Raw genomic sequence first — 22,958 nt, forward strand, 5'->3', positions numbered from 1 at the left:
GACATCCTCTCCCAACACTTCTTTATCGTTACGGTCGTGCTACCGCTGCGACCGACACAAGTTTTCACATTTGACGACAGCGATTTTGCAATCCGCGTCAGATCAGCCCGGTTGCGAGCAATCCGAGCACGAGCGCGGCGAGCAGGACCGTCTCCGCGATCATCAGCAGCACCGGGCGCAGGCCGAGTTTCACCATGTCGCCGATCCGCGTCTTCATCCCGATCGCGGCGAGCGAGACCACCAGGCACCAGCGCGAGATGTCGGTGCCGAACGCAACCGCCGGGGCGGGCAGCGCGACGATGCTGTTGAGCGCGACCAGCGCGACGAACAGCAGAACGAACCACGGGAGCAGTGGCGGCCGCGCCGCTCCGGCCGGGGTGCGGCCGCGCGTGATCTGACCGGCGACCAGGATCACCGGCAACAGCATCGCGACGCGCAGCAGCTTGACGATGGTCGCGGTGTCGCCCGCCTCGGGCGAGATCGCATAGCCCGCGCCGACCACCTGCGCGACATCGTGGATCGTCGCGCCGATGAACAGCCCGGCGGCGCGATCGTCCAGCCCCAGCGCATGCGCGATCATCGGGTAGAGGATCATCGCCAGCGTCGACATCGCCGACACGCCGACCACGGTATAGAGCGTCGCCTGTTCCTTGCGCTCATGCGCGGGGAGCGCCGCCGACAGCGCCAGCGCCGCCGACGCGCCGCAGATCGCGGTCGCGCCGCCCGACAGAAATCCGAACAGCGGGTTGAACCCCATCAGCCGCGCCATGACGATCGACACGCCGATCGTTACCGCGACCAAAGCCACCACCATCCCAACCGGCCCCCAGCCGAGCGCGGTGACCTGATCCCACCCGATCCGCAGCCCGAGCAGCCCGACGCCGATGCGCAGCACGGTGCGCGCGGCGAAGTCGATTCCCGCGCGGGTGCGCTCCGCCTCGGTCAGGAAGTTGAGGCCCATGCCGAGCAGCAGCGCATAGAGCATCACCGGTGCCGAATAATGTTCGGACATGAAGGTCGCCGCCGCCGCCACGACCAGCGCGACGCCCAGCCCCGGCGCGACGGCGCGGGCACGATCCGCGACGCTGGCCATGCTCAGCGCTCCGCCCGGCCGGTATCGAGATCGGCGAGGTAGCTTCGGCGCATCAGGAAGAAGACCAACGCCGCGGCGAGGCAGGCGATCGGCAGGAAGCGGAAGGCGTCGAGCAGCCCGATCGCATCCGCGATGCGCCCGGTCAGGATCGGCCCGGGTGCCAGGCCGATGAGATTGTTGGCAAGCGTCAGCGTGGCAAAGGCCGAACCGTGAATCGCGCGCGGGGTGAGGTTGGCGACCATCGCGCCGCTCGGCCCAACCGTCCCCGCGACTAGGAACATCACGACGCCGAGCAGCACCAGCTGGGCGGGTCCCGCAGGCAGGAGCAGCGCGAGCGTCAGGTTGACGCCGGTGCCGAGACTGTAGATCGCGGCCAGCGCGATCTTGCGGTCGGGCCGGTCGCGCGACAGGCGGTCGCTGAGCATCCCGCACAGGATCATGCCGACGCCGCATACCAGCAGCAGCAGCGCCGCGAGCCGACCCGCGCGGTCGACAGACAGGTCGTAATAGCGGTTGAGATAGCTGGGCAGCCAGGCGGGCAGGGCGCCCGCCGCGAGCAGTTGCAGCCCGCTGCCCAGATAGGCGAGCCGCACCGAACGCGACGCGATCAGGCTGCGCAGCGGCGCGATTGGCTGGGCGACGTCATGCGGCGCGTCGAGACCAGCAAGCGCGCGCACGCGGCGCTCCCGCACCAAAATCGGATAGAGGAGGCCGAGCACCAGCCCCGATACGCCGATCGCGACAAAGGCCATGCGCCAGCCATGGCTCGCGGCGATCTCACCCCCCAGCGCGACGCCGAGCACCTGACCGAACAGCCCGCCGGCCATGAAGGCGGCGGAGAGGGTCGCGCGCAACCGGGTGGGGAAAACGCTGATGACAACGGCGATCCCGACGCTGCCATAGGCGGCCTCACCCACCCCGACCAGGGCGCGCCCGAGCAGCATCATGCCAAAGCCGTTTGCCGCAGCGCAGAGCAGGGTGGCGAGGCTCCACAGTACCGCCATCAGCGCCAGGCTGCGCACCCGCCCCCAGCGGTCGGCGGCGAGCGAGAGCGGGAAGGTCAGCAGCCCGACCATCACCGCGACGATGCCCGACAGCAGCCCGAGCTGGCCGTCGGTCAGTGCCCATTCGGCCTTGATCAGCGGGAATACGGCATTCAGCACCTGCCGCGCCATATAGTCGGAGATCAGCAGCCCGAAGGTGAGCGCGAACACCAGCCAGCCATAAAGGGTGGCGCGCGCAGGACCGGGGGCGCTGTCATCGGCGGACGGGATCGGACCTGCCATGCTGCGTTCCCCCTGTTCCAAGCGCGGTCAGGCGACCGCGCTCTCCTCCGCCAGCCCTTCGAGCAACTCCAGTGCCACCGGCCAGGGACCATAGCCCGCAGCGGGGTTGAGGTGCCCGACCTCCCCGGCGTCATATAGCGGAACCTGCCAGCTCTGCGCGAATGCTGCGACGCGGTCGAACGCCGCGAGCGGATCGTTGCGGCTTGCGACGACCAGTGCGGGAAAGGGCAACGGCACGCGCGGGATCGGCAGCCATCCGTTCGCGGCCAGCTTATCCTGCTCAGGATAACCCCAGGGCAATGGATGTTCGACATCGGCCGGGGTCACTAGCAGTGCCGCGCGGATCCTGCGCGCCGCAGCGGTCGCGGCCCAATGTGCGACCATCAGGCATCCGGCGCTGTGCGCGGCAAGGATGATGTCGCCGTCGATGGCTGCAATGGCGCGATCGAGCGCGGCCACTCGCAGCGCGCGACACAGGCCGTTGGTCTCCATCGGCGGAACCGTGCGCGATCCCGGCAGCGCGCGGGCGGCATGGGTCTGCCAATGGTCCTCGACATGATCGCGCAGGCCGGGGACGAACAGGACGGTGACATTGTTCAGTGCCGACATGCCGGGTTACGCCATCTCGCGGATCGGCACCGCGAGCGTCCCGCGCTCGCGATTGGGTGCCATGCCGAGCCGGGCGAGCGTCTCTTCGGTCGAGTTATACTGGGTGCCGATCTTGTAGATCGCGCGCGCTTCCTGTCCGTTGGCGACGTCGCGGCCCAGTTCGCGGGCGATGCGGACGAGCTGCTCGACCTGGGCGATCGACCCCATCTTGTTGCCCTTGGTGTCGTAGATATTGTCCTCGTTCCCGCAGCGGCAGTGCATGCCGAGCGCCATGGCGATCGTGTTGATCGGCAGGACATTGCCCATCACGCTTTCCAGCGTGATCGTGGATCCATCGGGCGCGCGGCGGATGAATTCCATGAAGTTCGCCGGGTTCGGCCCGTCGAAACCGCCACCGATGCCGACCCAGGTCAGGTTGAGCGGCCCCTTGTAATGGCCGCGCCGCACCAGCCGCTCGACCGTTTCGAGGTCGGGCATGCAGGTCAGCTGGAAATGCGGCTGGATGCCGCTGGCGGTCAGGCGGCGCAGATGCTCCTCCACCCACTCGGGACCCGCCGGCACCACCATCTCGCGATAGGCGTGATAGAGTGCGGGATTGCCGAGCGTAGTCTGGCGATATTCCTCGTCATGCATCAGGTCCATGATGTTCATCTGGGTCGTGTTGACCGCGATGGTGACCTGTTCGGGTGCAGGGGTGAGGTCGGCGAGCATATGGCGCACCTCGTCGGTCAGCCACTTGGCCTGCGCACCATCCTCCTCGCTCTCCGGCGCAAAGGAGATCGATCCGCCGACCTGAATGATCATGTCGGGCACCGCGGTGCGGATGCGGTCGATCACCTCGTTGAACACCGACAGCCGCTTCGACCCGTGACCATCGGGCTCGCGGCAATGAAGGTGCAGCACGGTGGCGCCGGCATTGTAGCAATCGACCGCCTTCTGCACCTGCTCGTCGATCGTTACCGGGATATCCTCGGGGAAATCCTCCGGCATCCATTCGGGGCCATAGGGGGCGACGGTAATGACCAGCTTTTCCTGGTTCCGCGGAAGCAGGGAGTCGTCGAGAAACTGCATCTTGGCTCTCCAGTGATCGGGTGCGGTCGGTGCCGCCAGGGTCAATAGGGTCGGTCGCCGATGATCCCCGCCCGCTCCATGCGGCGGACGGTGGGGGCGTAATCCATCACGGCGTAATGCTGGGTCGCGCGGTTATCCCAGATCGCGACCGAATTGGGCTGCCAGCGCCAACGCACCTGATATTCCGGGATCGCCGCGCGCCCGATCAGATAGTGGAGCAGCTGTGCGCCGCCGGGCGCATAATCCTGCCCGTACCGAACGTTCTCGACCGTGTGGTAGTTGGTGAAGTGCGTGGTGAAGGCGTTGACGTAGAGGATTTTCTCCCCCGTCTCCGGATGGGTGCGCACCACCGGATGCTCGGCATCGGGAAACTGCGCCTTCAGCGCGTGGCGCTTGCCCTCGTCCATCCGCGCACCGAACGTCGCCTCGATCGAATGGCGTGCCTTGAGCGGGGCGATGGTCTGTTTGATGTGCTCGGGCAGATCGGCATAGGCCTTGCCCATGTTCGCCCACATCGTATCGCCGCCGACCGGCGGACAGGCGACACAGCGCAGGACGCAGCCCATCGGCGGCGCGTCGCGCCAGGTGGCGTCGCAATGCCAGGAGTTTTCGTAATAGTCGGGCGGCGAGTCCGCGTCCTTGTAGATCCGCACCAGCCCTGGATGATCGGGATCGCTGCCTGCTACGGGATGGTCCTCGAGCGACCCGAAGCGTTCGGCAAAGGCGACATGGTCAGCGCGGTCGATATGCTGATCGCGCAGGAACAGCACCTTGTGGTCGAGCAAGGCGGCCCGAATCTGCGCAAACAGATCGTCGTCGCGCGCCGCATCCGCCAGGTTCACGCCGATCAGCTCGGCGCCGATATGCGTGGTGAGCTTCTCGATCCGCATGACGCCCACTCCCTCAGACGGTGAAGATGGACGAGCCGATGGTGCGCCCCGCCTCCAGGTCGCGATGCGCCTCGACGCACTGGTCGAGCGTGTAGCGCTGGCCGATCTCGACCTTGACCCGTCCCGACGACAGATGCCCGAACCACAATGCCGACAGTTCGGCACGCTCGGCCGGATCGGCGTAGAAATGCGCGAAGGCCGGGCGGATGAAATAGACCGACCCCTGCATCATCAGCTGGAATGCGTCGATCGGCGGGAACGGCCCCGATGCGGTGCCGCATCCGACCAGCACCCCGCGCCGCCGCAGCGATTTGAGCGAGCCTTCGAACGTGTCCTTGCCGACGCTGTCGAACACCGTCGCGACACCCTTGCCCTCGGTCAGCTCCATCACCCGCGCGGCGACGTCCTCGTGCCGGTAGAGGATGATCTCGTCGCACCCCAGCGCCCGCGCGCGCTCCGCCTTGGCCTCGGACGACACGGTCCCGATCACGCGCAGCCCCATCAGCTTGGCGAGCTGAACCGCAAGCAGCCCGACCCCGCCCGCAGCGGCGTGGAGCAAGATCGTGTCGCCCGGCTGCATCATCGGGTTGGCGCGCGCCAGCCAATAGGTCGCCGACAGCCCGCGCATCGTCGATGCCGCCGCATCCTCGAACGAGACGCTGTCGGGCAGCTTGAACAGCGAGTCCGCCGGCATCACCCGCACATCGCTATACGCACCGAGCGGGCTGCCATTATAGGAAACGCGGTCGCCCGGCGCGAAGGCGGTGACGCCGTAGCCCACCGCCTCGATCGTCCCGGCCGCCTCGACGCCGATCCCGGCGGGCAAAGACGCAGGGTAGTAGCCCGAGCGGAAATAGGTGTCGGCGAAATTGCATCCCACGGCGGCATGGCGCACGCGGACTTCGCCCGGCCCGGGATCGCCGACCGCAACCTCCTCCAGCCGAAGCACCTCCGGCCCGCCAGCCTCGTAAAAGCGGACAGCTTTTGCCATCGCCGCATTCCTCTCCATGTTCCTTGCCCAGGGCATAGCGACGGGGGGCGTTGCCTTTTTGCATTTCGTGACATTCTTTTCCCATTCGACGCCAGCGCCGGGGGAGGAGAAGCATTTGAGCGAACTGGTGCGCGTCGCCGCGCTGGCGGGCTATTTCGAGGTGATGACGAGCTTCGGGATCGAGCCGCGCCCGTTGCTGCGCGAACAGGGGCTCGACGCGCGCCTGCTGACCAACCCCGAACAGCTGATCCCCGCGCGCGCCGTCGTCCGCCTGCTCGAACGCAGCGCGCAGGCGACCGGCTGCATGACCTTTGGCCTGCGCATGGCGGAGGGGCGCGCGATCGCCAATCTGGGTGCGCCGAGCCTGTTGATCGCGCTTCAGCCGACGCTGCGCCGCGCGCTCGCCGCAGTTGCCGAGTTTCGCGAACGGATCAATTCGACATTGGTGCTGAGCATCGAGGAGCACGATGGCGAGGCGGTCCTGCGCGAGGATTTCTCGTTCGAGCGCCCCGAGCCGTCACGTCAGGCATCGGACTTGGCGATGGGGGTGCTGGCGCGGCTGTGCGGCGAAGTGCTGGCGGATCGGTGGCAGCCGCTGGCGATCTGTTTCGCGCACCCGCCGCCGCCCGTCGCCGACAGTGCGATCGTCGCGCGGCTGTTCCGCTGCCCCGCGCAGTATGACTGCGACTTCAACGGGTTGCTGGTGCGGTCGAGCGACCTCGACATGCCGCGTTCCGGTATCGACGATCAGCTGGCCGGCCATGCACGCCAGCTGCTCGAAGCGGTGATGAGCCCCGCCGAGCGCAGCGCGACCGACGAGGTGCGGCACCTGATCAAGCTGATGATGCCGTCGGGCCGGGTGACGATTCAGGCGTGCGCCGCGTCGATGGGGGTGACGGTTCGCACCCTGCAGCGGATGCTGGACGCCGAAGGGGCAAGCTTCAGCGACCTGCTCAACACCGCGCGGATGCAGCTGGCGGTGCAATATCTCGCGAATCCGCGGATGCGCGTCACCGATATCGCGATCATGCTGGGCTACAGCTCGATCGGCGCATTCACGCGCTGGCACAGCCAGACCTTCGGCCGTCCGCCCCGCCAGATGCGACGCGACGCGGCGGGGTAGGGTTCAGAGCAATCCAGCTTCCTTGGCAAATGCGACCGCGCCGCCGATGGTCTGCGCCTTGAGCTTTTTCATCAGGCGGGTGCGGTGCATTTCGACCGTGCGCACGCTGATCCCCAAGTCATAGGCGACCTGTTTGTTCTGGAGCCCCTTGGCCAGCGACTCCAGGATCTCGCGCTCGCGCGGCGTCAGCGGCTTGAGCGCGCCGAATTCCGCCGCGCGCTCGCGCGCCGCCAGTTCCGCCTCGACCACACTCTGCGCGCGTTCGAGCGCGGCGAGCAGGTCGGCGTTGCGGAACGGCTTGCGCAGAAAATCGACCGCCCCCTCGCGCATCGCCGCCACGGCTTCGGGCACTTCGCCCACGCCGGTGAGCAGAACGACCGCATGGCCGGCCTTCATCGTCCGCAACTGCTCCTGCACCTGCAGGCCGTTGAGGCCGGGCATGTTGTAATCGAGCAGCACGCAGCCGATCGTCAGGTCCAGCGCGACCGACAGAAAGGCCTGCGGGTTATTGAAGGATTGCGTCTCATATCCGGCGCGTTTGAGCGTGATCGCCAGCGAGGCGAGAAGATCGCTCTCGTCATCGACCAGATAGACTTGCATCCCCACCCCCGACTTCAGTGACTGCCCCGCTGTTCCAGCACGCCGGCGATCTTGCGCGCGATTTCGGCGCGACGATAGGGTTTTCCGATGAACTCGAATGGCAAGCCGTCAAAGTCGATTGCGTCCTCGACATAGCCCGACGTCAACAGCACGGCGAGATCGGGATGGCGCGACTGTGCCGCGCGCCCCAGCTCGATCCCCGCTGCGCCCGCCCGGCAGCAGGACATCGCTGAACAACAGCGCATAGCCGGGTTCCGCCGCGAGCGCGGCTTCGGCCTGTTCGGCGCTCTCGACCGCATCGACGCGATAGCCGAGCCGGGTCAGCATCGCGGTCACATGCTGGCGCACCAGCGCTTCGTCCTCGACGAGCAGGATGCGTTCGCTGGCACCCGCCGTCTCCGTCGCGCGCGATGTGGCAACACCCCGGGTCGGCGCATCGGCCGCGCGCGGGAGCAGGATGGTGAAGCAGGAGCCCTCGCCCAGGCGCGTGGACAGCTGAACCTGTCCTCCCGACTGGCGAACGAAGCCGTCCACCCCCGCCAGGCCAAGCCCGGTGCCGCGCGTCTCCTTGGTCGTGAAAAAGGGCTCGAATACCCGTGCGGCGACTTCAGGAGTCATGCCCGGGCCGGTATCGGTCACGGTGAAACGAACATGGTCTCCGGACTCGGTCGCCACATTGTCGACCGCGATCGCCACTCGCCCTCCACCCTTGCCGGTGGCGCGTATCGCATCACGGGCATTGACGGTCAGGTTGAGCAGCGCACTTTCAAGCTGTGCGAGGTCGGCCTGGACCGGCCAGACGTCCACCGCCACCGCAACATCGAGCGCGATGTCGGCACCCAGCGCGCGGATGAGCAGCGGCGTAAAGTCCCGCATCAGCGGTGCTATGGCGATCGAGCGGGACTCGAGCGGCTGACGGCGCGAAAAGGCGAGCAGCTGCGCGATTATCCCCGACCTGCGCTCTGCCGCCTCAAGAATCAGTCGCGCCTGATCGTGGATTTCGTCATTCGTTCTTGTGTCGCGGATCGCTTCGGCAGAACCAAGGATCACCGTCAGCAAATTGTTGAAGTCATGGACCAGCCCGACGGTCATCTGCCCCATCGCATTGAGCCGCTCGGCCCGGGTCAGTTCATCCACCATCGCGCGACGGCGAACCAGACGCGCGATTCTCCCGGCCACCGCTGCGACCAGTTCATGTTCCTCGGGCAGGAAGCCGTCATCGGCTGCAAGCCCTGGAGGATAGGCAACCGCGACGCTGCCGATTTCCCGTCCTTCCACCGTGACGGGTTCGCGGATCCAGACTGCGGGCGACGACCAGTTGGCTGATTCGATGACCCCGCTGTCGAGGATGATGCGAACCATCGTCGCGTCCTCGTGCAGAAAGCTGCGCATCAGGATATCGACGATACGGGAACAGATTGAGGGGATTGACTCGGCGGAGTCCGACGCAACCGCCAGAACCTCATACAAACAGCGCAGTTCCTTGACCCGCTCGCGCAACTGCCCTTGCGGATGGTCATAGGGAAAGCGGGCGAACAGGTCGCGCGCGTGGTCCGTCGATAAATCACGTTCCAACCGGTGGCTGTCAGACTTCATGATGGCACCGCCCCCGCGACCGAATGGCGCGCGTCGGCAACCTAAGCCGATAACGATATTCCGGGCAAGCCGGTGAGGGGGGCCGGGCGGCGGAGGGATGTCGCCGCCCGGCAGGGGTAGCGCCCGACCGACGGGGGCGCCTAAGCGAACCGGCAATCCGCCAGGCTGTGGTACGGGGGGATGTCCGACCCGGCGCCGATTGCATGTACATCATCGCGCGGATGCCGGACTGTGGATAGCTAGTGCTATTACCGTATCCCGGTATCGTCGAAGGCAGCGGGAATTACCGACCGGACCGCCTCGACCAGCTGTGCCCGGCGGAACGGCTTCGCCAGCACCGGCGCCTCGGGCATATCCGGCGTTCGTTCGCGCGCATCGACCGCGAAGCCTGACATGTACAGGACGGACAGTTGCGGGCATCGCACCAGCGCCTGCCGCGCCAGATCGAAACCGTTCATCCCGCCGGGCATCACGATATCGGTCATCAGCAGGTCGAATCGCGCGCCGGACTCGATCCGCTCCAGCGCCGCGGGTCCGGACTCGGCCTCCTCAACGTCGAAGCCAAGACCGCGCAGCAGCAAGGCGACGTGCCGCCTGACGGCATGCTCGTCGTCGACGGCGAGTACCCGCAGACGATGACCGATACCCGCCCCGGCGGAAGGGCGCGCGTCGATAGCCGGGTCGGTGCGGGGCAGGATCAGGCGGACCTGGGTTCCTTCACCCGGCGCGGACACGATTCGCAGGTCGCCGCCCGACTGCGCGGCGAAACCATAGGCAGTGGCAAGGCCCAGCCCAGCCCGCCGTTGTCCGTCACGCGTGGTGAAAAACGGTTCACAGGCGCGGCGCAGCACCTCCGCACTCATGCCTGTCCCGGTATCGCTGAGTGTGATGCACAGATAATCGCCACTCGTGAGCACTTCGGATGCCGGTGCGTCGCTCGGTACGACATGGCGCGCGGTGGCGATGTGAATGCTGCCGCCATCGGCCATCGCGTCCTGCGCGTTGAGCGCGAGATTCAGCAGGACGAGTTCAAGCTGGCTGCGATCGGCCATCACGCGCCAGCCATCACCCTGTCGGTCGAAGGCGAGCGCGATGTCGGGACGCAGCGTCCGGCGCAGCAGCGGCGCGAACCCCTCGATCAGCGCATCCGGATCGACCGCCGCCGGCTTGAGTACCTGCCGCCCGGCAAAGGCGAGCAGGCGATTGGTCAGCTGCGCACCGCGCTCGGCCGCCTCCATCGTCAGTTCGGCCAGTTCGGCCAGCTCGGCGTCGTGCTCCAGCGCGTCCTTGAGTACTTCGGCGTTGCCCAGCACGATCGCGAGCAGATTGTTGAAATCGTGCGCGATGCCGCCGGTCAGCTTGCCGAGCGCCTCCATGCGCTGGCTGCGCCGGACATGCTCTTCCAATTGCCGCTGCTCGGAGATGTCGACCAGGCTGCCGACGACCCGCGCCGGTGCGCGGTCGGAATCGCGCACAAGCAACGCGCGCTGGAGCAATGTCCGGATCTCGCCGTCACCGCGCCGGACACGGAACTCGGCGCGGAAACGGTCCGTACCACTCTCCAGAAAATCCTCGACCCCGGCGGCGACGGCGGCGCGGTCGTCTTCGACCACGAAATCGAGCCACTCAGCGAGCGAGGCAGGTGGCTCCTGCCCCGGGCAGCGCATCTGCTCGACAAAGTTGCTGCCCCACCAGATCGCGCCGGATGCGACGTCGAGATCCCAGACAAGGTCGGTCGAGACCTGGGTAATCAGCCGCAGTCGCTCGAACTGGGCGGCGGTCTCCGCCTCCTGCCGCTTTCGGGCGGAAATGTCCCGGAACACCGTCATCCATAACAGGATGGCGTCGCCGGTCTGGCGGACGGGCACCATTTCATACTCGACATCCACCGGATGCCCGTCGCGATGGTAAAGGATCGCCTCCCCCCTTCGTGCCCATGCCCTCGATCGCGCGGTGCTGCACGTCCCGAACCTGCTGCGCGTCGGTCAGGGGACCGAATATCAGTTCGGCGGGCGTCCGTCCGATCGCCTCTTCGCGCGAATAACCGAAGATGCGGGTGAACGCCGAATTCATATAGACGATCGCGCGCCCGCGGACCTCTTCCGAATAATCGAGATGCGAGACCACGAATGCATCGCCTGCGCGGTCGATCGCCGCGTGCAGCATTTCGAATTCATGGTCCATGTTGCGATGATGCGGGACCGGGTCCGACGCGGCAAGCGTCGCCTCGACCGAGAAACTACGGTCTTTACAAGCCAGCAGCACGACGGATGTCCGCGAGTTGCTCGACGCTCAACGGATCGCTCAGCATGATTCCCGCCTTGCCGTCCTGCGACCACCGCACCACGCCGCGACACTCGATCTCGGGCGAAAGCCGCGCCACGATCGCCAGGCCGGGCCGGAAGCGGCCATCATGCGCCAGCTTCATGCCCGACTGTGAGATATCCTCGATCCGGACCATCTGGATGCCAAATTCGCTGCGCACGATCGCCGCCCTCGACAACGGCACGCGCATCGGGCGCCAGCGCCGACTATGCCGTTCCTCGAACAGGCGCTTGAGCATCGCGGCACCGTCGACCGGCGTCGCGAACCTGACACCGCAGCGTTTGCTGTCGTGCCACATGATGGTGCCGGTAAGGGTACAGCTGTCGGAAAGATCGACCGTCACCTGGTCGCCGGAACACAGGTCGAGCGGGGTCGACATCATCATCCCCAGGTCGGACAGGTTGAACACCCGCGCCAGTCCATAGACCCCGCCACAGGCAACCCGCGCAACGCGATAGACGGTGCGCAGACGCTTGCTCCCACGCTGCTCTGCCGCAGCTTGCGGTATGATCGCGACACTGGGCGCAGCCTCGTTGCGTTGCAGTTGACCGCTCATGGCCCCGGATCCTCTCCTTGAAACCCGGGGATCATGCCCATGGCGTCCGCTTGTCATAAGATCGCGAAACTACGGCCTTCCCCGACATTGAGTCTGGGAGGGGCCATGATCGAAAGCGAAAACGCTCGAATTTAGAGAGACTTGCGCCTCATTCGGTCGATTTGGGAAAGGGCGGCTGGAGCGGGTAGCGGGAATCGAACCCGCGTATTCAGCTTGGAAGGCTGCTGCACTACCATTGTGCTATACCCGCCCGCTCTGGCCACATGGCCGCCGTCGAAGGCGCCCGGACAAGCCGGGTGAACGCGCGCACTGCCATGACTGGACGCCGCCGGTCAAGCGGGCCGGTCAAATGCACTCGCCGACAATCAAACTCGCAGATAGCGGAAGTACCACACCTCATGCCCCTGCCGCCGCGCCTTGCGCTCGTAGCGCGTCTCGGGCCAGTCGGCGGGGCGGGTGAGGAAGTCCTTTGCCTCCTTCGCCTGCCAGGCGAAATCGCGGCGCTGGTTCATCACCATCATCGACCAGCGGCAATAGGTGGGATCATCGGTCCCGAGCCGAAACTCCGCCCCGGGTTTGAGCTTGGCCGCGATCAGGTCGAGCGGACCGTGATTGACCATGCGCCGCTTGGCATGACGCGCCTTTCGCCACGGATCGGGGTGGAGCAGATAGACGCGGTCGAGGCTGGCGTCGGGCAGCCGCTCAATCACGTCGAGCGCGTCGCCCATGTGCAGCCGCACATTCTTGAGGTCGCCGTCGCGGATATGGCCGAGCGCGCCGACCATGCCATTGAGAAACGGCTCGCAGCCGATGAAGCCGTGGCCGGGTCGCATCGCGGCTTGCCCCGCAAGATGCTCGCCCGCGCCAAAGCCGATCTCGATCTCGAGCGGGCGATCATCGCCGAACAGGCGCGCGGCGTCGATCGCCCCTTCGTCGGGGACTGCGAAACGGGGCAGGGTTTCGTCGACCAGCGCCTGCTGGCCAGCGCGCAGCTTGTGCCCCTTGGCGCGGCCATAGAGGCGGCGGATCGTGCTGGGATCGTTCATCGCCAGCCCCTTGGCCGGTGATAGCCCGCCGGGCAAGGGGAGGCTCAGGCTGCGGGACGCAGCCTGGGCTGTTCGAGCACGCCGATTCTGCGGATGGGCGATATAATAGCCCTGAAAATAGCGCACGCCGAGCGCCAGCAGCTTGTCGTAATCGGCGCGGGTCTCGACGCCCTCCGCGATCAACCGCACCGCCCGCAACCGTGCCATTTCGATCATCTTTTCGACGAGCAGTCGGCGCGACCAGCTGGACGACAGACCGCGGATGAGGCCGGGATCGAGCTTGATCGCATCGGGGGTAAAGCGCGACAGCAGGGCGAGGCCGACATCGCCCGATCCGAAATCGTCGAACGCGGTCTGCATGTGCATCTTGCGATGCGCCTCGATCGTTTCGGCCATGCGGCAACCGTCCAGCCGGTCATGCTCGGCAAATTCGAACATCAGCCGTTCGGGCGGCAGGCCGGTCTCCTTGGCGACGCGCATCGTCCGCTCGCTGTCGGCAAAGGGATCGGTGATCACGTCGGGGAAAAAGTTGATCGAGAGCAACGCGGGAACCTTGAGGATGCCCGCCGCCACCGACTGTTTGATCGCGGCGACGCGGCACTGCTGATCGAAGGCATAGCGGTCCTCGGGCTTGATCGCGTCGATCACCTCGCGCGCGGATTCGCCATTTGGCCCACGCACCAGCGCCTCATAGGCATAGACTTCGCCAAGCCGGGCGTCCCAGACCGGCTGGAACGCCATCGTCAGGTTGAAATCGGGCTCGGCCTTGGCCGAGGTCAGGGTCGAAACAGTCTGCATCAGCATCTCCACCCGTTTCTTCTAGGACGGCGAAAGGGCGGATGGTTAATCGTGCTCAGGATTCTTGCACAGGCAGGCGTCAGCCAACGGGTTCGAAGTCGATTCTGCGCTGGGCGGGGTCTGCCCTGGCCAGCGTCAGCACGACCGCGTCGCCGGGCGTAAGGCCGGCGGCGTCGATCCGGGCGGTGATGGGGAGGGTGCAGAGCTGGATCGCTGCGCCGCGTTCGTCGATGGCGGTCACCACCGCGTCGAACCGCTCGCCTTCCCGTCCTGCGAGCATTACCGCTTCGGCCATCGCGATCACCGCGCGGTCGATCTGGCCCGCGCGGCTGTCGGCACGGGCCATGACCTTGGGGAGCCGCGCAAAGGCTGCGTCGACATATTCCGGCAAGTTCCGGGCATTGGCGACGGCCAATGCAGCCTCGACGACATAGCGGTCGGCCAGCCGTCGCAGCGGTGCGGTGGCATGGACATAGGGGGCGGCAACCGCCGCGTGCCATGGCGTCTCGTCCGACGCGAAGGCGCGATAGCCTGCGCCATTGCCGGCGCGGCGGATCGACAGCATCAGCGTGGCGTGGCGCGGGTCGGCGGGGTCGAGTCCGCGCTCGAACTGAGTGAGCGTCGCGGTGCTCGGCCAGTCAATCCCCAACGCGCGTGCGGTCAGGCGCAGCCGCGCGACGGCGCGGTCATCAGGCTCGTCCATCACACGGAACAACCCCGTGCCATGCGCCATCAGCAGCTGCGCCACCGCCATGTTGCAGGCGAGCGAGAGCGCCGCGTTGCGATCCTCGCTGGGATGGCGCGCGCGAAAGGCGAGGGTGAGCCGCCCGTCCGCGCCCTCGGCCACCTCCTGCTCTGGCGGGTCGATTCTGCGCGGCACCGCGTGCTGCCTCGGCGCGGATCAGCCGGTCGGTGAGGGTGGTGAAGCCGGGCGGCAAGTCCGCCTCGGTCACGGTCGCATATGCGAGCTTGGCGCGGCTGCGGATCACGGCGCGGGTCACCGCGTCCAGCGCGACCGTGCCTTCCGCATCGACGCGCACGCTGAAGACGACCGCGGGGCGGGGGCCGTCGGGCAGCAGACTGGCAGCGCCCTGGGAGAGTAGCGGGGGGTAGAGGCTCGCCTTGCCGTCAGGGAGATAGAGCGTCTCGCCACGCCGCCACGCCTCGGCATCGATCCGCCCGTCGGGATCGACGAACCAGCCGATATCGGCGATCGCATAATGGAGGAGATGCGCGTCCCCCGCCGACTCGATCGCAAATGCCTGGTCCAGGTCCGTCGAGTGCGCCGGGTCGAGCGTGACGAAGGGATGGCGCGTCCAGTCGGCATGATCGCTGGGCGCGCGCCGCGCCGCCCGCTCCGCCGCGATCAGGACCTCTGGCGGGAACTCCTCCGGAACCTGAAATTCGCTGCGGATCGCCGCCAGCTCGCGGGTCAGAATTTGGGAGGGGTCGGCGAGGGTCTTCATGCGCCGATGCTAGCCGCGCCTGTCCGATATAAAAGGGCGGCGATCCGCAGACCGCCGCCCCATTTGATGCCGTCAGGCGCGCCGGATCAGGCCAGCGCGGCCTTGAGATCCTCGACCAGGTCGGTGCGCTCCCACGGGAAGAAGTCGCCGTCCGCCTTGCGGCCGAAGTGACCATAGGCCGCGGTCGGGCCGTAGATCGGCTTGTTGAGGCCGAGATGCGTGCGGATGCCGCGCGGGGTCAGGCCGCCCAGCTTCTCAATCGACGCGATCGCTTCCTCGATCTTGTCGTCGCCGACCGTGCCGGTGCCGTGCGTGTCGACATAGAGCGACAGCGGCTTGCTCACGCCGATCGCGTAGGCAAGCTGGATCGTGCAGCGCTGGGCAAGCCCGGCGGCGACGATGTTCTTGGCGAGGTAGCGCGTGATGTACGCCGCCGAGCGATCGACCTTGGTCGGATCCTTGCCGCTGAACGCGCCGCCACCGTGCGGAGCCGCGCCGCCATAGGTGTCGACGATGATCTTGCGACCGGTCAGGCCGGCGTCGCCGTCAGGGCCGCCGATCTCGAAGCTGCCGGTCGGGTTGATGTGGTACTCGGTCGCGTCGCTGAGCAACTCGGCCGGGATCACGTCCGCCACGACCGACTTCACATAGGCCTTGAGCTCGGCTTCCTTCTCGCCCTGGTCATAGCCCTTGGCGTGCTGGGTCGAGACGACGATCGCGGTGCAGGCGACGGCCTTGCTGCCCTCGTAGCGCAGCGTGACCTGGCTCTTCGCGTCCGGCTCCAGGAAAGGGGCCGCGCCCGAATGGCGGTCGGCGGCCATGCGCTCGAGGATCTTGTGGCTGTAGTCGAGCGTCGCCGGCATCAGGTCCGGGGTGTCGTTCGCGGCATAGCCGAACATGATGCCCTGGTCGCCCGCGCCTTCGTCCTTGTTGCCGCTGGCGTCCACGCCCTGCGCGATATGCGCCGACTGCGGGTGCAGGTTGTTCTCGAAGCGCAGCGTCTCCCAGTGGAAGCCCGCCTGCTCGTATCCGATGCGCTTCACGGTATCGCGGACGGCCTTTTCGACCTCGTCCTTGACGCCCGGAGCCCAGTTGCCGGCTTCGTCCATGATGCCCTTGCCCCGGATTTCACCGGCGAGCACGACCAGCTGGGTGGTGGTCAGCGTTTCGCACGCGATGCGCGCTTCGGGGTCCTTGGACAGGAACAGGTCGACGATCGCGTCGGAAATCTGGTCGGAAACCTTGTCCGGATGGCCTTCGGAAACCGATTCGGACGTGAAGACATAGCTGGAACGCATGGTTTTCCTCAAAAAGGCCGGGCCGTTGCCATGCCCGGCTGGGGGTAAGGGGAGATATAAAGCTTCCCTTATATGACGCCGCCCTAGCGAGCGAAGCGGCGGAAGGCAATGGCGATGGCGAGCAGCAATGCCGCGACGAGTGCCGCCGCGAGGTTGCCGAGCCGGGCGAACAGGGTGGGCGGGAGCGCCGTCGGCATTGGTGCCTCGATCGCCTTCGCGTCGCCCATTCCCGCCGCCGAGACGACCTTGCCGCGCGCGTCGATGATCGCGGAGATGCCCGTGGGCGTGGCGCGCAGGATCGGCAGCCCCTCCTCGATCGCGCGCATCCGTGCCTGCGCCAGGTGCTGGGGCGGACCCCAGCCGCCGAACCAGGCGTCGTTGGAGGGGTTGAACAGGATCGCCGGGCGCTTCGCCGGATCGACCGTCTGGCCGGAGAAGATGATCTCGTAACAGATCTGCATCCCGATATCGCCAAAGCCGGGGACGTTCAGCGTGCGCGGGCCGGGGCCGGGCTCGTAATCGATCTCCCCCGCCACCAGCCGCGACAGGCCGAGCGGCTGGAGGATCGTGCGCATCGGCAGATACTCGCCATAGGGGACGAGATGCGCCTTGTCGTAACGGCCGAGGATTGCGCCGCTGGCGTCGATCGCGAATACCGAATTGGTCGCGGCGTCGAGTTGGGTGTCACCCTTGAACAACAGGCCCGTGGCCCCGACCAGCGCGATGTCTTTCGGCCCCAGTGTCTGAGCGATCATCGCGCGCACGGTGCGGGGATCGTTCTTGCTGTACCAGGCGGCGGGATAGCCCTCCTCGATCCAGTAATCGACCGTCCCCTCCGGCCACACGATCAGGCGCGGCACCGGGCCGCCCGGGAGGATGGTGGCGGTGTCGTTTGACAGGCGCAGCAGCTCGCTAAGCGCCTTTTGCGCGTAGCTGCCGTCGAGCACGGTTTCCTGCCCGACGTTCGGCTGGAGCACGCGGACGATCGGGCGGACCGACTGGATGTCTGGCGGGGTCGGGCGGAACAGGATCGGGGTCAACGCCAGCAAGACGATCGCCGTGGCAGCGCCCGCCGGAAAACGCCAGTGTCGCTGGCTCGCGAGGAGAAGTGAGCCTGCGACAAGGATGGTGAGCCCGGAGAGCGCATAGGTGCCGACCCAGCTCGCGACCTGCGCCACCCCCGGCACCGGAAGCCAGATCACGCCGAGCGGGTTCCACGGATAGCCGGTGAACAGCACGCCACGCAGATACTCTGCGACGATCCACGCCGCGCCCGCGACCAGCACGAAGGCCAGGTCGAGCTTGCGTCCCTGTCCGAACCGCCACGCCAGCCCCATGGCCAGTGCCGGGTAGATGGCAAGGTAGAGCGACAACAGGACCACCGCGACATAGCCCAGTTCAGCGGGCATCTTGTCCTGATAGGTAAAGGCGTGCTGGATCCAGTTGTTGCCGACGGTGAAATGGCCAAGGCCGAACAGCCAGCCGCGCAACAGCGCCTGTTTCAGGCTCGACGCCTCATGCGTGAGTCGCAACAGGATGGCGAAACACACCAGCCCCGCGACCCACCAATCGAGCGGGGCAAAGGCGGTGGCGGAAACGGCGCCGGTCAGCAGCGCGAGCAGGCGGGGACGGGGCAGGATCATCGGAGCCACGCTATCGCCCCGGACCGTGACAGATACAAGCACGGTGCGTATTATGTCCCCATTACACCAGAGGAAGCATCATGCCCGAACCCGTGATCGTCGATATCCCCCACAAGCTTGGCCGCGATGTCGCGCGGGCGCGGATCGCGGGCGGCGTCGGCAAGATCGGGTCGATGTTCCCCGGCGGGGGGACGGTGGACGAGCGGTGGGAGGGCGACACGCTCCACTTCACCGTCGCGGCGCTGGGGCAGCGCGTCGCCAGCCGGCTCGAAATCCACGATGCCCATGTCCATGCCGAAGTCGATCTGCCGCCGATGCTGGCGCTGTTCGCCGGAAAGATCCGCGAGAAGCTGATGCAGGAAGCGCCCAAGCTGCTGAAATAGGGAACCGCGTTTCGCCTATGCCGTTGAACGCGGCGAGGAGACACGCGATGAATCGATCGCCCCGCCCCTGGCCGCTGATTGCCGTCGCCCTGCTCGCCACGGGCGGGCTGGGCAGCTGTGCCGGCACCGTGGCCGCGCATTATACCGTCACCGGGATGCTGCCGCTCGCGCCATCGGGCGGAGTCCCGGAGTATCAGGCCGAACTACGCGCCCGCGATGCCGTCGCGCCCGCCAGCACCAGCTGGGGCGAGGATGCGAGCTATTCCGACCTGTCCTACGCCGCCGCGGATTACTGAGCCGGGGCGCTGACCCGCCAGATCGTGTTGCCGACATCGTCCGCGACCAGCAGCGCGCCGGTGCGGTCGGCAGTCACCCCGACCGGACGGCCCTGCGCCCTGCCCTTGGCATCGAGAAAACCGGTCAGGACATCGACCGGCTTGGCGTCGGGAACCGGCAGCCCGCGTTCACCGAACGGCACGAACACGACCTTGTAGCCTGACGCCGGAACGCGGTTCCACGACCCGTGCAGCCCGACGAACGCCCCCTTGGCGAACCCGCCGCCCAGCTTCACATCGGTTGCGAAGGTCAGGCCCAACGGCGCGGTGTGCGGCCCCATGGAATAGCTCGGCCGAGCGCTATATTCCCGCAGATCGGGCCGTTCGGGCTGGACACGCTCATCGACATAGCCGCCCCAGTAATTCCACGGCCACCCGAAGAACTGGCCCATCGTAACCTGGGTCAGATAATCGGGCGGTCCATCGGAACCGAGCATGTCGCGCTCATTGACGACGGTCCACACGCGCTCGGTTTCGGGATGGAGCGCGAGGCCGACCGGGTTGCGCAAGCCGGCGGCGTAGATGCGGGAGCGCTTTGCCTCCGGATCGACCTCTAGGATCGTCGCGCGGTTCTTTTCGACCTCAAGGCCCTTTTCGGCGATGTTCGACGCGGAGCCCACGCTGACCAGCAGCTTGCCCTCCGGCCCGGCGATCACGTCGCGGGTCCAGTGATTGCCGCCGCCGGGCAGGTCGACGACCTTCTCGCCCTTGCCCGTGATCTTGGTCTCGCCCGGCTTGAACGGGAAGCGGATCAGCGCATTGTGGTTGGCGACGTAGAGCGTCTCGCCGACCAGTACCATGCCGAACGGCGGATCGAGGCCGTTGTCGGCGCTCAGCAGCACCGACCGCGCCTCTGCCACCCCGTCGCCATTCGCGTCGCGCAACAGGGTGATGCGATTGGCCGACGCGCCGCCGGCACCGGCGCGGCCCATCAGGCGCTTCATCACCCAGTTGGTGATCCCGCCCCCTCCGCGCGGCGGCGAGTTGCTTTCGGCGACCAGCACGTCGCCATTGGGCAGGCGATAGAGCCAGCGCGGATGATCGAGCCCGGTGGCAAAGGCGTTGACCTTCAGCCCCTTGGCCGCGACCGGCGCGGCTCCGGTGGGCCAGCCGACCGCGTCGGCGATCTTGACCGTCGGGACGGTTTCGGCGCGCGGGGCGATCAGCTTGGGCCGCACTCCACTTGCCGCCTCGACGCTCAGCTGCGCGACATCGGGGCGCGAGGCCACCCAGTAGATGCCGCCGCCGATCACGACGATTGCTGCGGTGGCGATCAGAAGTTTGCGGCGCAATGGTCAGTCCTCGGCTTCGACTAGTTCTTCGGGCGGATGCAGGCGCAGGCGGCGGACGCGGGTGGCGTCGGCCTCCAGGACTTCGAGCGTCCACCCGCTCGGGTGCCTGAGGCACTCGCCCGCTTCGGGAACGTGTCCGGCCAGGATGAAGGCGAGCCCGCCGAGCGTCTCGATATCCTCTTCGACCTCACCCAGCCGGGGGTCGATCGCCGCGGCGACATCCTCCAGCTCGGCGCGGGCATCGGCATCCCAGCCGCCATTGTCGAGCGGCACCCATAGGGCTTCGGGCGCGTCGTCATGTTCGTCGTCGATCTCGCCGACGATTTCCTCGACCAGATCCTCGATCGTGATCAGCCCCTCGGTCCCCGAGTATTCGTCGAGCACGATGGCGAGATGGGTGCGGCTGGCCTGCATCTGGGCGAGCAGGTCGAGCGTGCCCATCGACTGGGGGACGTACAGCGGCTGGCGCATCAGGTCGGTGATCTTCGACGGCGGTCCGGCGCCGGCGGCAAGGACCGCGAACACGTCCTTGATATGGATCATGCCGATGACGCGGTCGAGCTTCTCGCGATAGACCGGCAGGCGGCTATGGCCAGCTTCGGCAAAGATCTGGACCAGTTCGGCAAAGCTCGTGGCTTCGTCCACCGCGATGACGTCGGCACGCGGCACGCCGACATCGCCCGCGTCGCGCTCACCGAAATGGAGGAGATTGCGGAGCATCTTGCGCTCAAGCGGGGAAAGGTCGCCCTTTGCGGGCTTGCCGTCCTTGCCTTCTTCCGCCTCGTCGATTGCATCCTCGATACGCTCGCGCAGTGTTTCCTCATGCTCTTCGCCGAAGAGCAGGGAACGAAGGCCGCGCCATATTCCGCCTTCGCCGCTACTGTCGCCGTTCCCGTTGCTACTGGGGCCGTCCGTCATCTTGGAGCTCAATCCTCGCGTATCAGATAGGGGTCAGGGAGCCCCAAGGTTGCGAGCGCGGCGCGCTCCATCGACTCCATCGCCTCGGCTTCGGAATCCCCCTGATGATCATAGCCTAGCAAATGCAGCACCCCATGGACAATCAGGTGCGTGGCATGCTGTTCGGCCGAAATGCCCTTTTCCGCTGCCTCGCGCGCGCAGACACCGTGCGCAAGGATGATGTCGCCCAGAATCACCTCGCCATCGTCGCTATTCTGGGTCAGCGATTCGATCAGGTCGGGTTCGATCATCGGAAAGGACAGGACGTTGGTCGGCTTGTCCTTCTGCCGATATTGCGCATTGAGCTGATGCACCTCGGCATCGTCGGTCAGCCGGACTGCAATCTCGATCATCGCCTCGTTGGCGGCGAGATAGCCGAACGGCGTCTGCGCGACCGCCGCCGCAGCCGCCTGCGCGCCCAGCGCATCCCAGTCGAGTTCGGGCCAACCAGGTTCGGCCTGGACTGCGACATCAAGCATCAGGCGAGGTCCGTTCTGGCAAAATCATCGCCCTTGGAGAATTGTCCCCGCCCTCATAGGCCTCAACGATGCGCCCGACGATCGGGTGGCGCACGACATCGCCGATGCCGAAGCGGACGAACGCCATGCCCTCGATCCCCTCGAGCTTGCCGACCGCGTCGTTGAGGCCGCTCGCTGACGGGCCGCCGGGCAGGTCGGTCTGTTTGGGGTCGCCGCACACCACCATCCGGCTGTTCCGGCCGAAGCGGGTGAGGAACATCTTCATCTGCATCGGCGTGGTGTTTTGCGCCTCGTCGAGAATCACGAAGGCGTCGGCCAGCGTGCGGCCGCGCATGAACGCGATCGGGGCGATCTCGATCTCGCCGCTGGCGATGCGCCGCTCGACCTGCTCGGCGGGCAAACAGTCGTAGAGCGCGTCGTAGAGCGGGCGCAGATAGGGATCGACCTTGTCCTTCATGTCGCCGGGCAGGAAGCCGAGTCGCTCGCCGGCCTCGACCGCCGGGCGCGACAGGATCAGGCGCTTGACCGATCCGGTGATGAGCTGGGCCACCGCCTGCGCCACCGCCAGATAGGTCTTGCCGGTGCCCGCCGGGCCGAGCGCGAAGATGATGTCGTTCGAGACCAGCGCGCGCATGTACGTCGTCTGGGTCAGCGAGCGCGGGACGATCGTCTTGTTGCGCGTCCGGATCATGATCGGCGGCGCGGTGCCCGATTCGTCATTCTCGGCGCGGACGATGCCGGTCAGCATCGGCTCGGTCGACATGGCGATCACCGCATCGATCAGGCCGGTGTCGATCGCCTCACCCCGGATAACGCGGCTGTGCAGCTCGATCAGGACTTCGCGCGCATGCGCCACGGCCTCGGCGCTCCCCTCGATCACCACGCGCTGTCCCCGGGCATGGATATAGACGCCGAGCCGTTCCTCGAGTGCGAGGATGTTGCTGTCATATTCGCCGAACAGTTGCGGGAGCAGCTGGGGGCGGTCGAAATTGACCTCGACGCGGGCGCGCTGACCATGTTGGGCGGGGACTGGCTTGCGGCTCATGCGGTCCTTTCGGGGGCTGGAAGGTCACAAAGGTCACGGGGCCTTGCGGTCATCGACGCGAACGCGAGCCGACGAA

24 protein-coding genes, 1 tRNA gene and 1 pseudogene are annotated in these 22,958 nt (G+C 66.8%); 3 read left to right on the top strand and 23 right to left on the bottom strand.

The genetic code is table 11. The features are described from left to right. Positions 1-97 precede the first annotated feature (97 nt). Genes LRS08_RS11240 through LRS08_RS11265 form a run of 6 tightly spaced genes read right to left on the bottom strand, consistent with a single transcriptional unit; the run spans position 98 to position 5,940 of the window. Entirely contained in the window at positions 98-1,093 is a 996-nt protein-coding gene (locus tag LRS08_RS11240) for a YeiH family protein (RefSeq protein ID WP_257843611.1), read from the bottom strand. Between the two features lie 2 nt (positions 1,094-1,095). Continuing rightward, positions 1,096-2,379 (bottom strand): MFS transporter, encoded by a 1,284-nt coding sequence (locus tag LRS08_RS11245; RefSeq protein ID WP_257843610.1) that lies wholly within the window; start codon positions 2,377-2,379, stop codon positions 1,096-1,098. Between the two features lie 27 nt (positions 2,380-2,406). Next, a complete protein-coding gene (locus LRS08_RS11250; protein ID WP_257843609.1) occupies positions 2,407-2,988 on the bottom strand; it encodes an RBBP9/YdeN family alpha/beta hydrolase in 582 nt (193 codons plus the stop codon). A gap of 6 nt (positions 2,989-2,994) precedes the next feature. Then, the gene (locus tag LRS08_RS11255) at positions 2,995-4,059 is read right to left on the bottom strand and encodes a 3-keto-5-aminohexanoate cleavage protein (protein ID WP_257843608.1); all 1,065 of its coding nucleotides are present in this window, start codon (positions 4,057-4,059) and stop codon (positions 2,995-2,997) included. A gap of 41 nt (positions 4,060-4,100) precedes the next feature. Beyond that, a complete protein-coding gene (locus LRS08_RS11260) occupies positions 4,101-4,949 on the bottom strand; it encodes a TauD/TfdA dioxygenase family protein (RefSeq protein ID WP_257843607.1) in 849 nt (282 codons plus the stop codon). A gap of 13 nt (positions 4,950-4,962) precedes the next feature. After that, positions 4,963-5,940 (bottom strand): quinone oxidoreductase, encoded by a 978-nt coding sequence (locus tag LRS08_RS11265; RefSeq protein ID WP_257843606.1) that lies wholly within the window; start codon positions 5,938-5,940, stop codon positions 4,963-4,965. A gap of 67 nt (positions 5,941-6,007) precedes the next feature. Here LRS08_RS11265 and LRS08_RS11270 point away from each other — a divergent pair, with 67 nt between their 5' ends. Beyond that, positions 6,008-7,063 carry an AraC family transcriptional regulator gene (locus tag LRS08_RS11270; protein ID WP_257843605.1) on the top strand — a complete coding sequence of 352 codons (1,056 nt, stop codon included), beginning with the start codon at positions 6,008-6,010 and terminating at the stop codon, positions 7,061-7,063. 3 nt (positions 7,064-7,066) lie between these two features. On the opposite strand, the gene LRS08_RS11275 is transcribed toward LRS08_RS11270, so the two are convergent. The 13 genes and pseudogenes from LRS08_RS11275 to lnt all read right to left on the bottom strand — a co-directional run bounded on the left by LRS08_RS11275 (position 7,067) and on the right by lnt (position 18,391). Continuing rightward, positions 7,067-7,663, bottom strand: a complete 597-nt coding sequence (locus tag LRS08_RS11275; RefSeq protein ID WP_257843604.1) for a response regulator transcription factor — start codon at positions 7,661-7,663, stop codon at positions 7,067-7,069. Positions 7,664-7,677: 14 nt separating this feature from the next. After that, positions 7,678-7,809 (bottom strand): hypothetical protein, encoded by a 132-nt coding sequence (locus LRS08_RS11280; protein ID WP_257843603.1) that lies wholly within the window; start codon positions 7,807-7,809, stop codon positions 7,678-7,680. Beyond that, positions 7,772-9,259, bottom strand: coding sequence for an ATP-binding protein (locus LRS08_RS11285; protein ID WP_260480736.1), 1,488 nt, complete (start codon positions 9,257-9,259; stop codon positions 7,772-7,774). The genes LRS08_RS11280 and LRS08_RS11285 overlap by 38 nt, the downstream gene beginning before the upstream one ends. Before the next feature lie 248 nt (positions 9,260-9,507). Continuing rightward, on the bottom strand, positions 9,508-11,148 hold the full coding sequence (locus LRS08_RS11290; RefSeq protein ID WP_260480737.1) for a PAS domain-containing sensor histidine kinase: 1,641 nt from the start codon (positions 11,146-11,148) through the stop codon (positions 9,508-9,510). After that, positions 11,132-11,524: a PAS domain S-box protein gene (locus tag LRS08_RS11295; RefSeq protein WP_260480738.1), complete on the bottom strand. Its 393-nt coding sequence runs from the start codon at positions 11,522-11,524 to the stop codon at positions 11,132-11,134. Before LRS08_RS11295 ends, LRS08_RS11290 begins: the two co-directional genes overlap by 17 nt. Then, positions 11,508-12,140 carry a PilZ domain-containing protein gene (locus LRS08_RS11300; RefSeq protein WP_257843599.1) on the bottom strand — a complete coding sequence of 211 codons (633 nt, stop codon included), beginning with the start codon at positions 12,138-12,140 and terminating at the stop codon, positions 11,508-11,510. The genes LRS08_RS11295 and LRS08_RS11300 overlap by 17 nt, the downstream gene beginning before the upstream one ends. 176 nt (positions 12,141-12,316) lie before the next feature. Further along, positions 12,317-12,390 (bottom strand) — tRNA-Gly (locus LRS08_RS11305). A 115-nt stretch (positions 12,391-12,505) separates the two neighbouring features. Beyond that, on the bottom strand, positions 12,506-13,186 hold the full coding sequence (locus LRS08_RS11310) for a tRNA (guanine(46)-N(7))-methyltransferase TrmB (protein ID WP_257843598.1): 681 nt from the start codon (positions 13,184-13,186) through the stop codon (positions 12,506-12,508). A 150-nt stretch (positions 13,187-13,336) separates the two neighbouring features. Next, positions 13,337-13,990 (bottom strand): annotated as a pseudogene (locus LRS08_RS11315) (EAL domain-containing protein); the annotation flags it as partial. A gap of 73 nt (positions 13,991-14,063) precedes the next feature. After that, entirely contained in the window at positions 14,064-14,738 is a 675-nt protein-coding gene (locus tag LRS08_RS20075) for a hypothetical protein (RefSeq protein WP_312026685.1), read from the bottom strand. Beyond that, on the bottom strand, positions 14,674-15,450 hold the full coding sequence (locus LRS08_RS11325) for an RNB domain-containing ribonuclease (protein ID WP_257843595.1): 777 nt from the start codon (positions 15,448-15,450) through the stop codon (positions 14,674-14,676). Before LRS08_RS11325 ends, LRS08_RS20075 begins: the two co-directional genes overlap by 65 nt. An 86-nt stretch (positions 15,451-15,536) precedes the next feature. Continuing rightward, positions 15,537-16,748 carry a methionine adenosyltransferase gene (gene metK, locus LRS08_RS11330; RefSeq protein WP_257843594.1) on the bottom strand — a complete coding sequence of 404 codons (1,212 nt, stop codon included), beginning with the start codon at positions 16,746-16,748 and terminating at the stop codon, positions 15,537-15,539. Positions 16,749-16,831: 83 nt separating this feature from the next. Continuing rightward, a complete protein-coding gene (gene lnt, locus LRS08_RS11335) occupies positions 16,832-18,391 on the bottom strand; it encodes an apolipoprotein N-acyltransferase (RefSeq protein ID WP_257843593.1) in 1,560 nt (519 codons plus the stop codon). 80 nt (positions 18,392-18,471) lie between these two features. On the opposite strand from lnt, the gene LRS08_RS11340 reads away from it, so the two are divergent. Beyond that, positions 18,472-18,774: a polyhydroxyalkanoic acid system family protein gene (locus LRS08_RS11340; protein WP_257843592.1), complete on the top strand. Its 303-nt coding sequence runs from the start codon at positions 18,472-18,474 to the stop codon at positions 18,772-18,774. Positions 18,775-18,821: 47 nt separating this feature from the next. Then, the gene (locus LRS08_RS11345) at positions 18,822-19,070 is read left to right on the top strand and encodes a hypothetical protein (RefSeq protein WP_257843591.1); all 249 of its coding nucleotides are present in this window, start codon (positions 18,822-18,824) and stop codon (positions 19,068-19,070) included. Here the strand turns inward: LRS08_RS11345 and LRS08_RS11350 are convergent. The 4 genes from LRS08_RS11350 to LRS08_RS11365 are packed head-to-tail and all read right to left on the bottom strand — an operon-like array spanning position 19,064 to position 22,882. Continuing rightward, entirely contained in the window at positions 19,064-20,401 is a 1,338-nt protein-coding gene (locus LRS08_RS11350; protein WP_260480739.1) for a PQQ-dependent sugar dehydrogenase, read from the bottom strand. The two genes, LRS08_RS11345 and LRS08_RS11350, sit on opposite strands and share 7 nt — an antisense overlap. A 3-nt stretch (positions 20,402-20,404) precedes the next feature. Beyond that, on the bottom strand, positions 20,405-21,319 hold the full coding sequence (locus tag LRS08_RS11355; RefSeq protein ID WP_257843590.1) for a hemolysin family protein: 915 nt from the start codon (positions 21,317-21,319) through the stop codon (positions 20,405-20,407). An 8-nt stretch (positions 21,320-21,327) separates the two neighbouring features. Next, positions 21,328-21,837, bottom strand: coding sequence for an rRNA maturation RNase YbeY (ybeY, locus tag LRS08_RS11360; RefSeq protein WP_260480740.1), 510 nt, complete (start codon positions 21,835-21,837; stop codon positions 21,328-21,330). Continuing rightward, a complete protein-coding gene (locus LRS08_RS11365; protein WP_260480741.1) occupies positions 21,830-22,882 on the bottom strand; it encodes a PhoH family protein in 1,053 nt (350 codons plus the stop codon). Before LRS08_RS11365 ends, ybeY begins: the two co-directional genes overlap by 8 nt. Positions 22,883-22,958 lie beyond the last annotated feature (76 nt).

The sequence above is a fragment of the Sphingomonas sp. J315 genome (assembly GCF_024666595.1).
Classification (GTDB): Bacteria; Pseudomonadota; Alphaproteobacteria; order Sphingomonadales; family Sphingomonadaceae; genus Sphingomonas.

Excerpts from the sequence above, each read along its gene's own strand:
- LRS08_RS11255 (WP_257843608.1), bottom strand. The coding sequence starts at position 4,059 with ATGCAGTTTCTCGACGACTCCCTGCTTCCGCGGAACCAGGAAAAGCTG.
- LRS08_RS11285 (WP_260480736.1), bottom strand. The coding sequence starts at position 9,259 with ATGAAGTCTGACAGCCACCGGTTGGAACGTGATTTATCGACGGACCAC.
- LRS08_RS11365 (WP_260480741.1), bottom strand. The coding sequence starts at position 22,882 with ATGAGCCGCAAGCCAGTCCCCGCCCAACATGGTCAGCGCGCCCGCGTC.
- LRS08_RS11240 (WP_257843611.1), bottom strand. The coding sequence starts at position 1,093 with ATGGCCAGCGTCGCGGATCGTGCCCGCGCCGTCGCGCCGGGGCTGGGC.
- LRS08_RS11300 (WP_257843599.1), bottom strand. The coding sequence starts at position 12,140 with ATGAGCGGTCAACTGCAACGCAACGAGGCTGCGCCCAGTGTCGCGATC.
- LRS08_RS11325 (WP_257843595.1), bottom strand. The coding sequence starts at position 15,450 with ATGAAGACCCTCGCCGACCCCTCCCAAATTCTGACCCGCGAGCTGGCG.
- LRS08_RS11340 (WP_257843592.1), top strand. The coding sequence starts at position 18,472 with ATGCCCGAACCCGTGATCGTCGATATCCCCCACAAGCTTGGCCGCGAT.
- LRS08_RS11260 (WP_257843607.1), bottom strand. The coding sequence starts at position 4,949 with ATGCGGATCGAGAAGCTCACCACGCATATCGGCGCCGAGCTGATCGGC.
- LRS08_RS20075 (WP_312026685.1), bottom strand. The coding sequence starts at position 14,738 with ATGGCGGTGGCGCAGCTGCTGATGGCGCATGGCACGGGGTTGTTCCGT.
- LRS08_RS11245 (WP_257843610.1), bottom strand. The coding sequence starts at position 2,379 with ATGGCAGGTCCGATCCCGTCCGCCGATGACAGCGCCCCCGGTCCTGCG.
- LRS08_RS11310 (WP_257843598.1), bottom strand. The coding sequence starts at position 13,186 with ATGAACGATCCCAGCACGATCCGCCGCCTCTATGGCCGCGCCAAGGGG.
- lnt (WP_257843593.1), bottom strand. The coding sequence starts at position 18,391 with ATGATCCTGCCCCGTCCCCGCCTGCTCGCGCTGCTGACCGGCGCCGTT.
- metK (WP_257843594.1), bottom strand. The coding sequence starts at position 16,748 with ATGCGTTCCAGCTATGTCTTCACGTCCGAATCGGTTTCCGAAGGCCAT.
- LRS08_RS11345 (WP_257843591.1), top strand. The coding sequence starts at position 18,822 with ATGAATCGATCGCCCCGCCCCTGGCCGCTGATTGCCGTCGCCCTGCTC.
- LRS08_RS11265 (WP_257843606.1), bottom strand. The coding sequence starts at position 5,940 with ATGGCAAAAGCTGTCCGCTTTTACGAGGCTGGCGGGCCGGAGGTGCTT.
- LRS08_RS11250 (WP_257843609.1), bottom strand. The coding sequence starts at position 2,988 with ATGTCGGCACTGAACAATGTCACCGTCCTGTTCGTCCCCGGCCTGCGC.
- ybeY (WP_260480740.1), bottom strand. The coding sequence starts at position 21,837 with ATGCTTGATGTCGCAGTCCAGGCCGAACCTGGTTGGCCCGAACTCGAC.
- LRS08_RS11355 (WP_257843590.1), bottom strand. The coding sequence starts at position 21,319 with ATGACGGACGGCCCCAGTAGCAACGGGAACGGCGACAGTAGCGGCGAA.
- LRS08_RS11275 (WP_257843604.1), bottom strand. The coding sequence starts at position 7,663 with ATGCAAGTCTATCTGGTCGATGACGAGAGCGATCTTCTCGCCTCGCTG.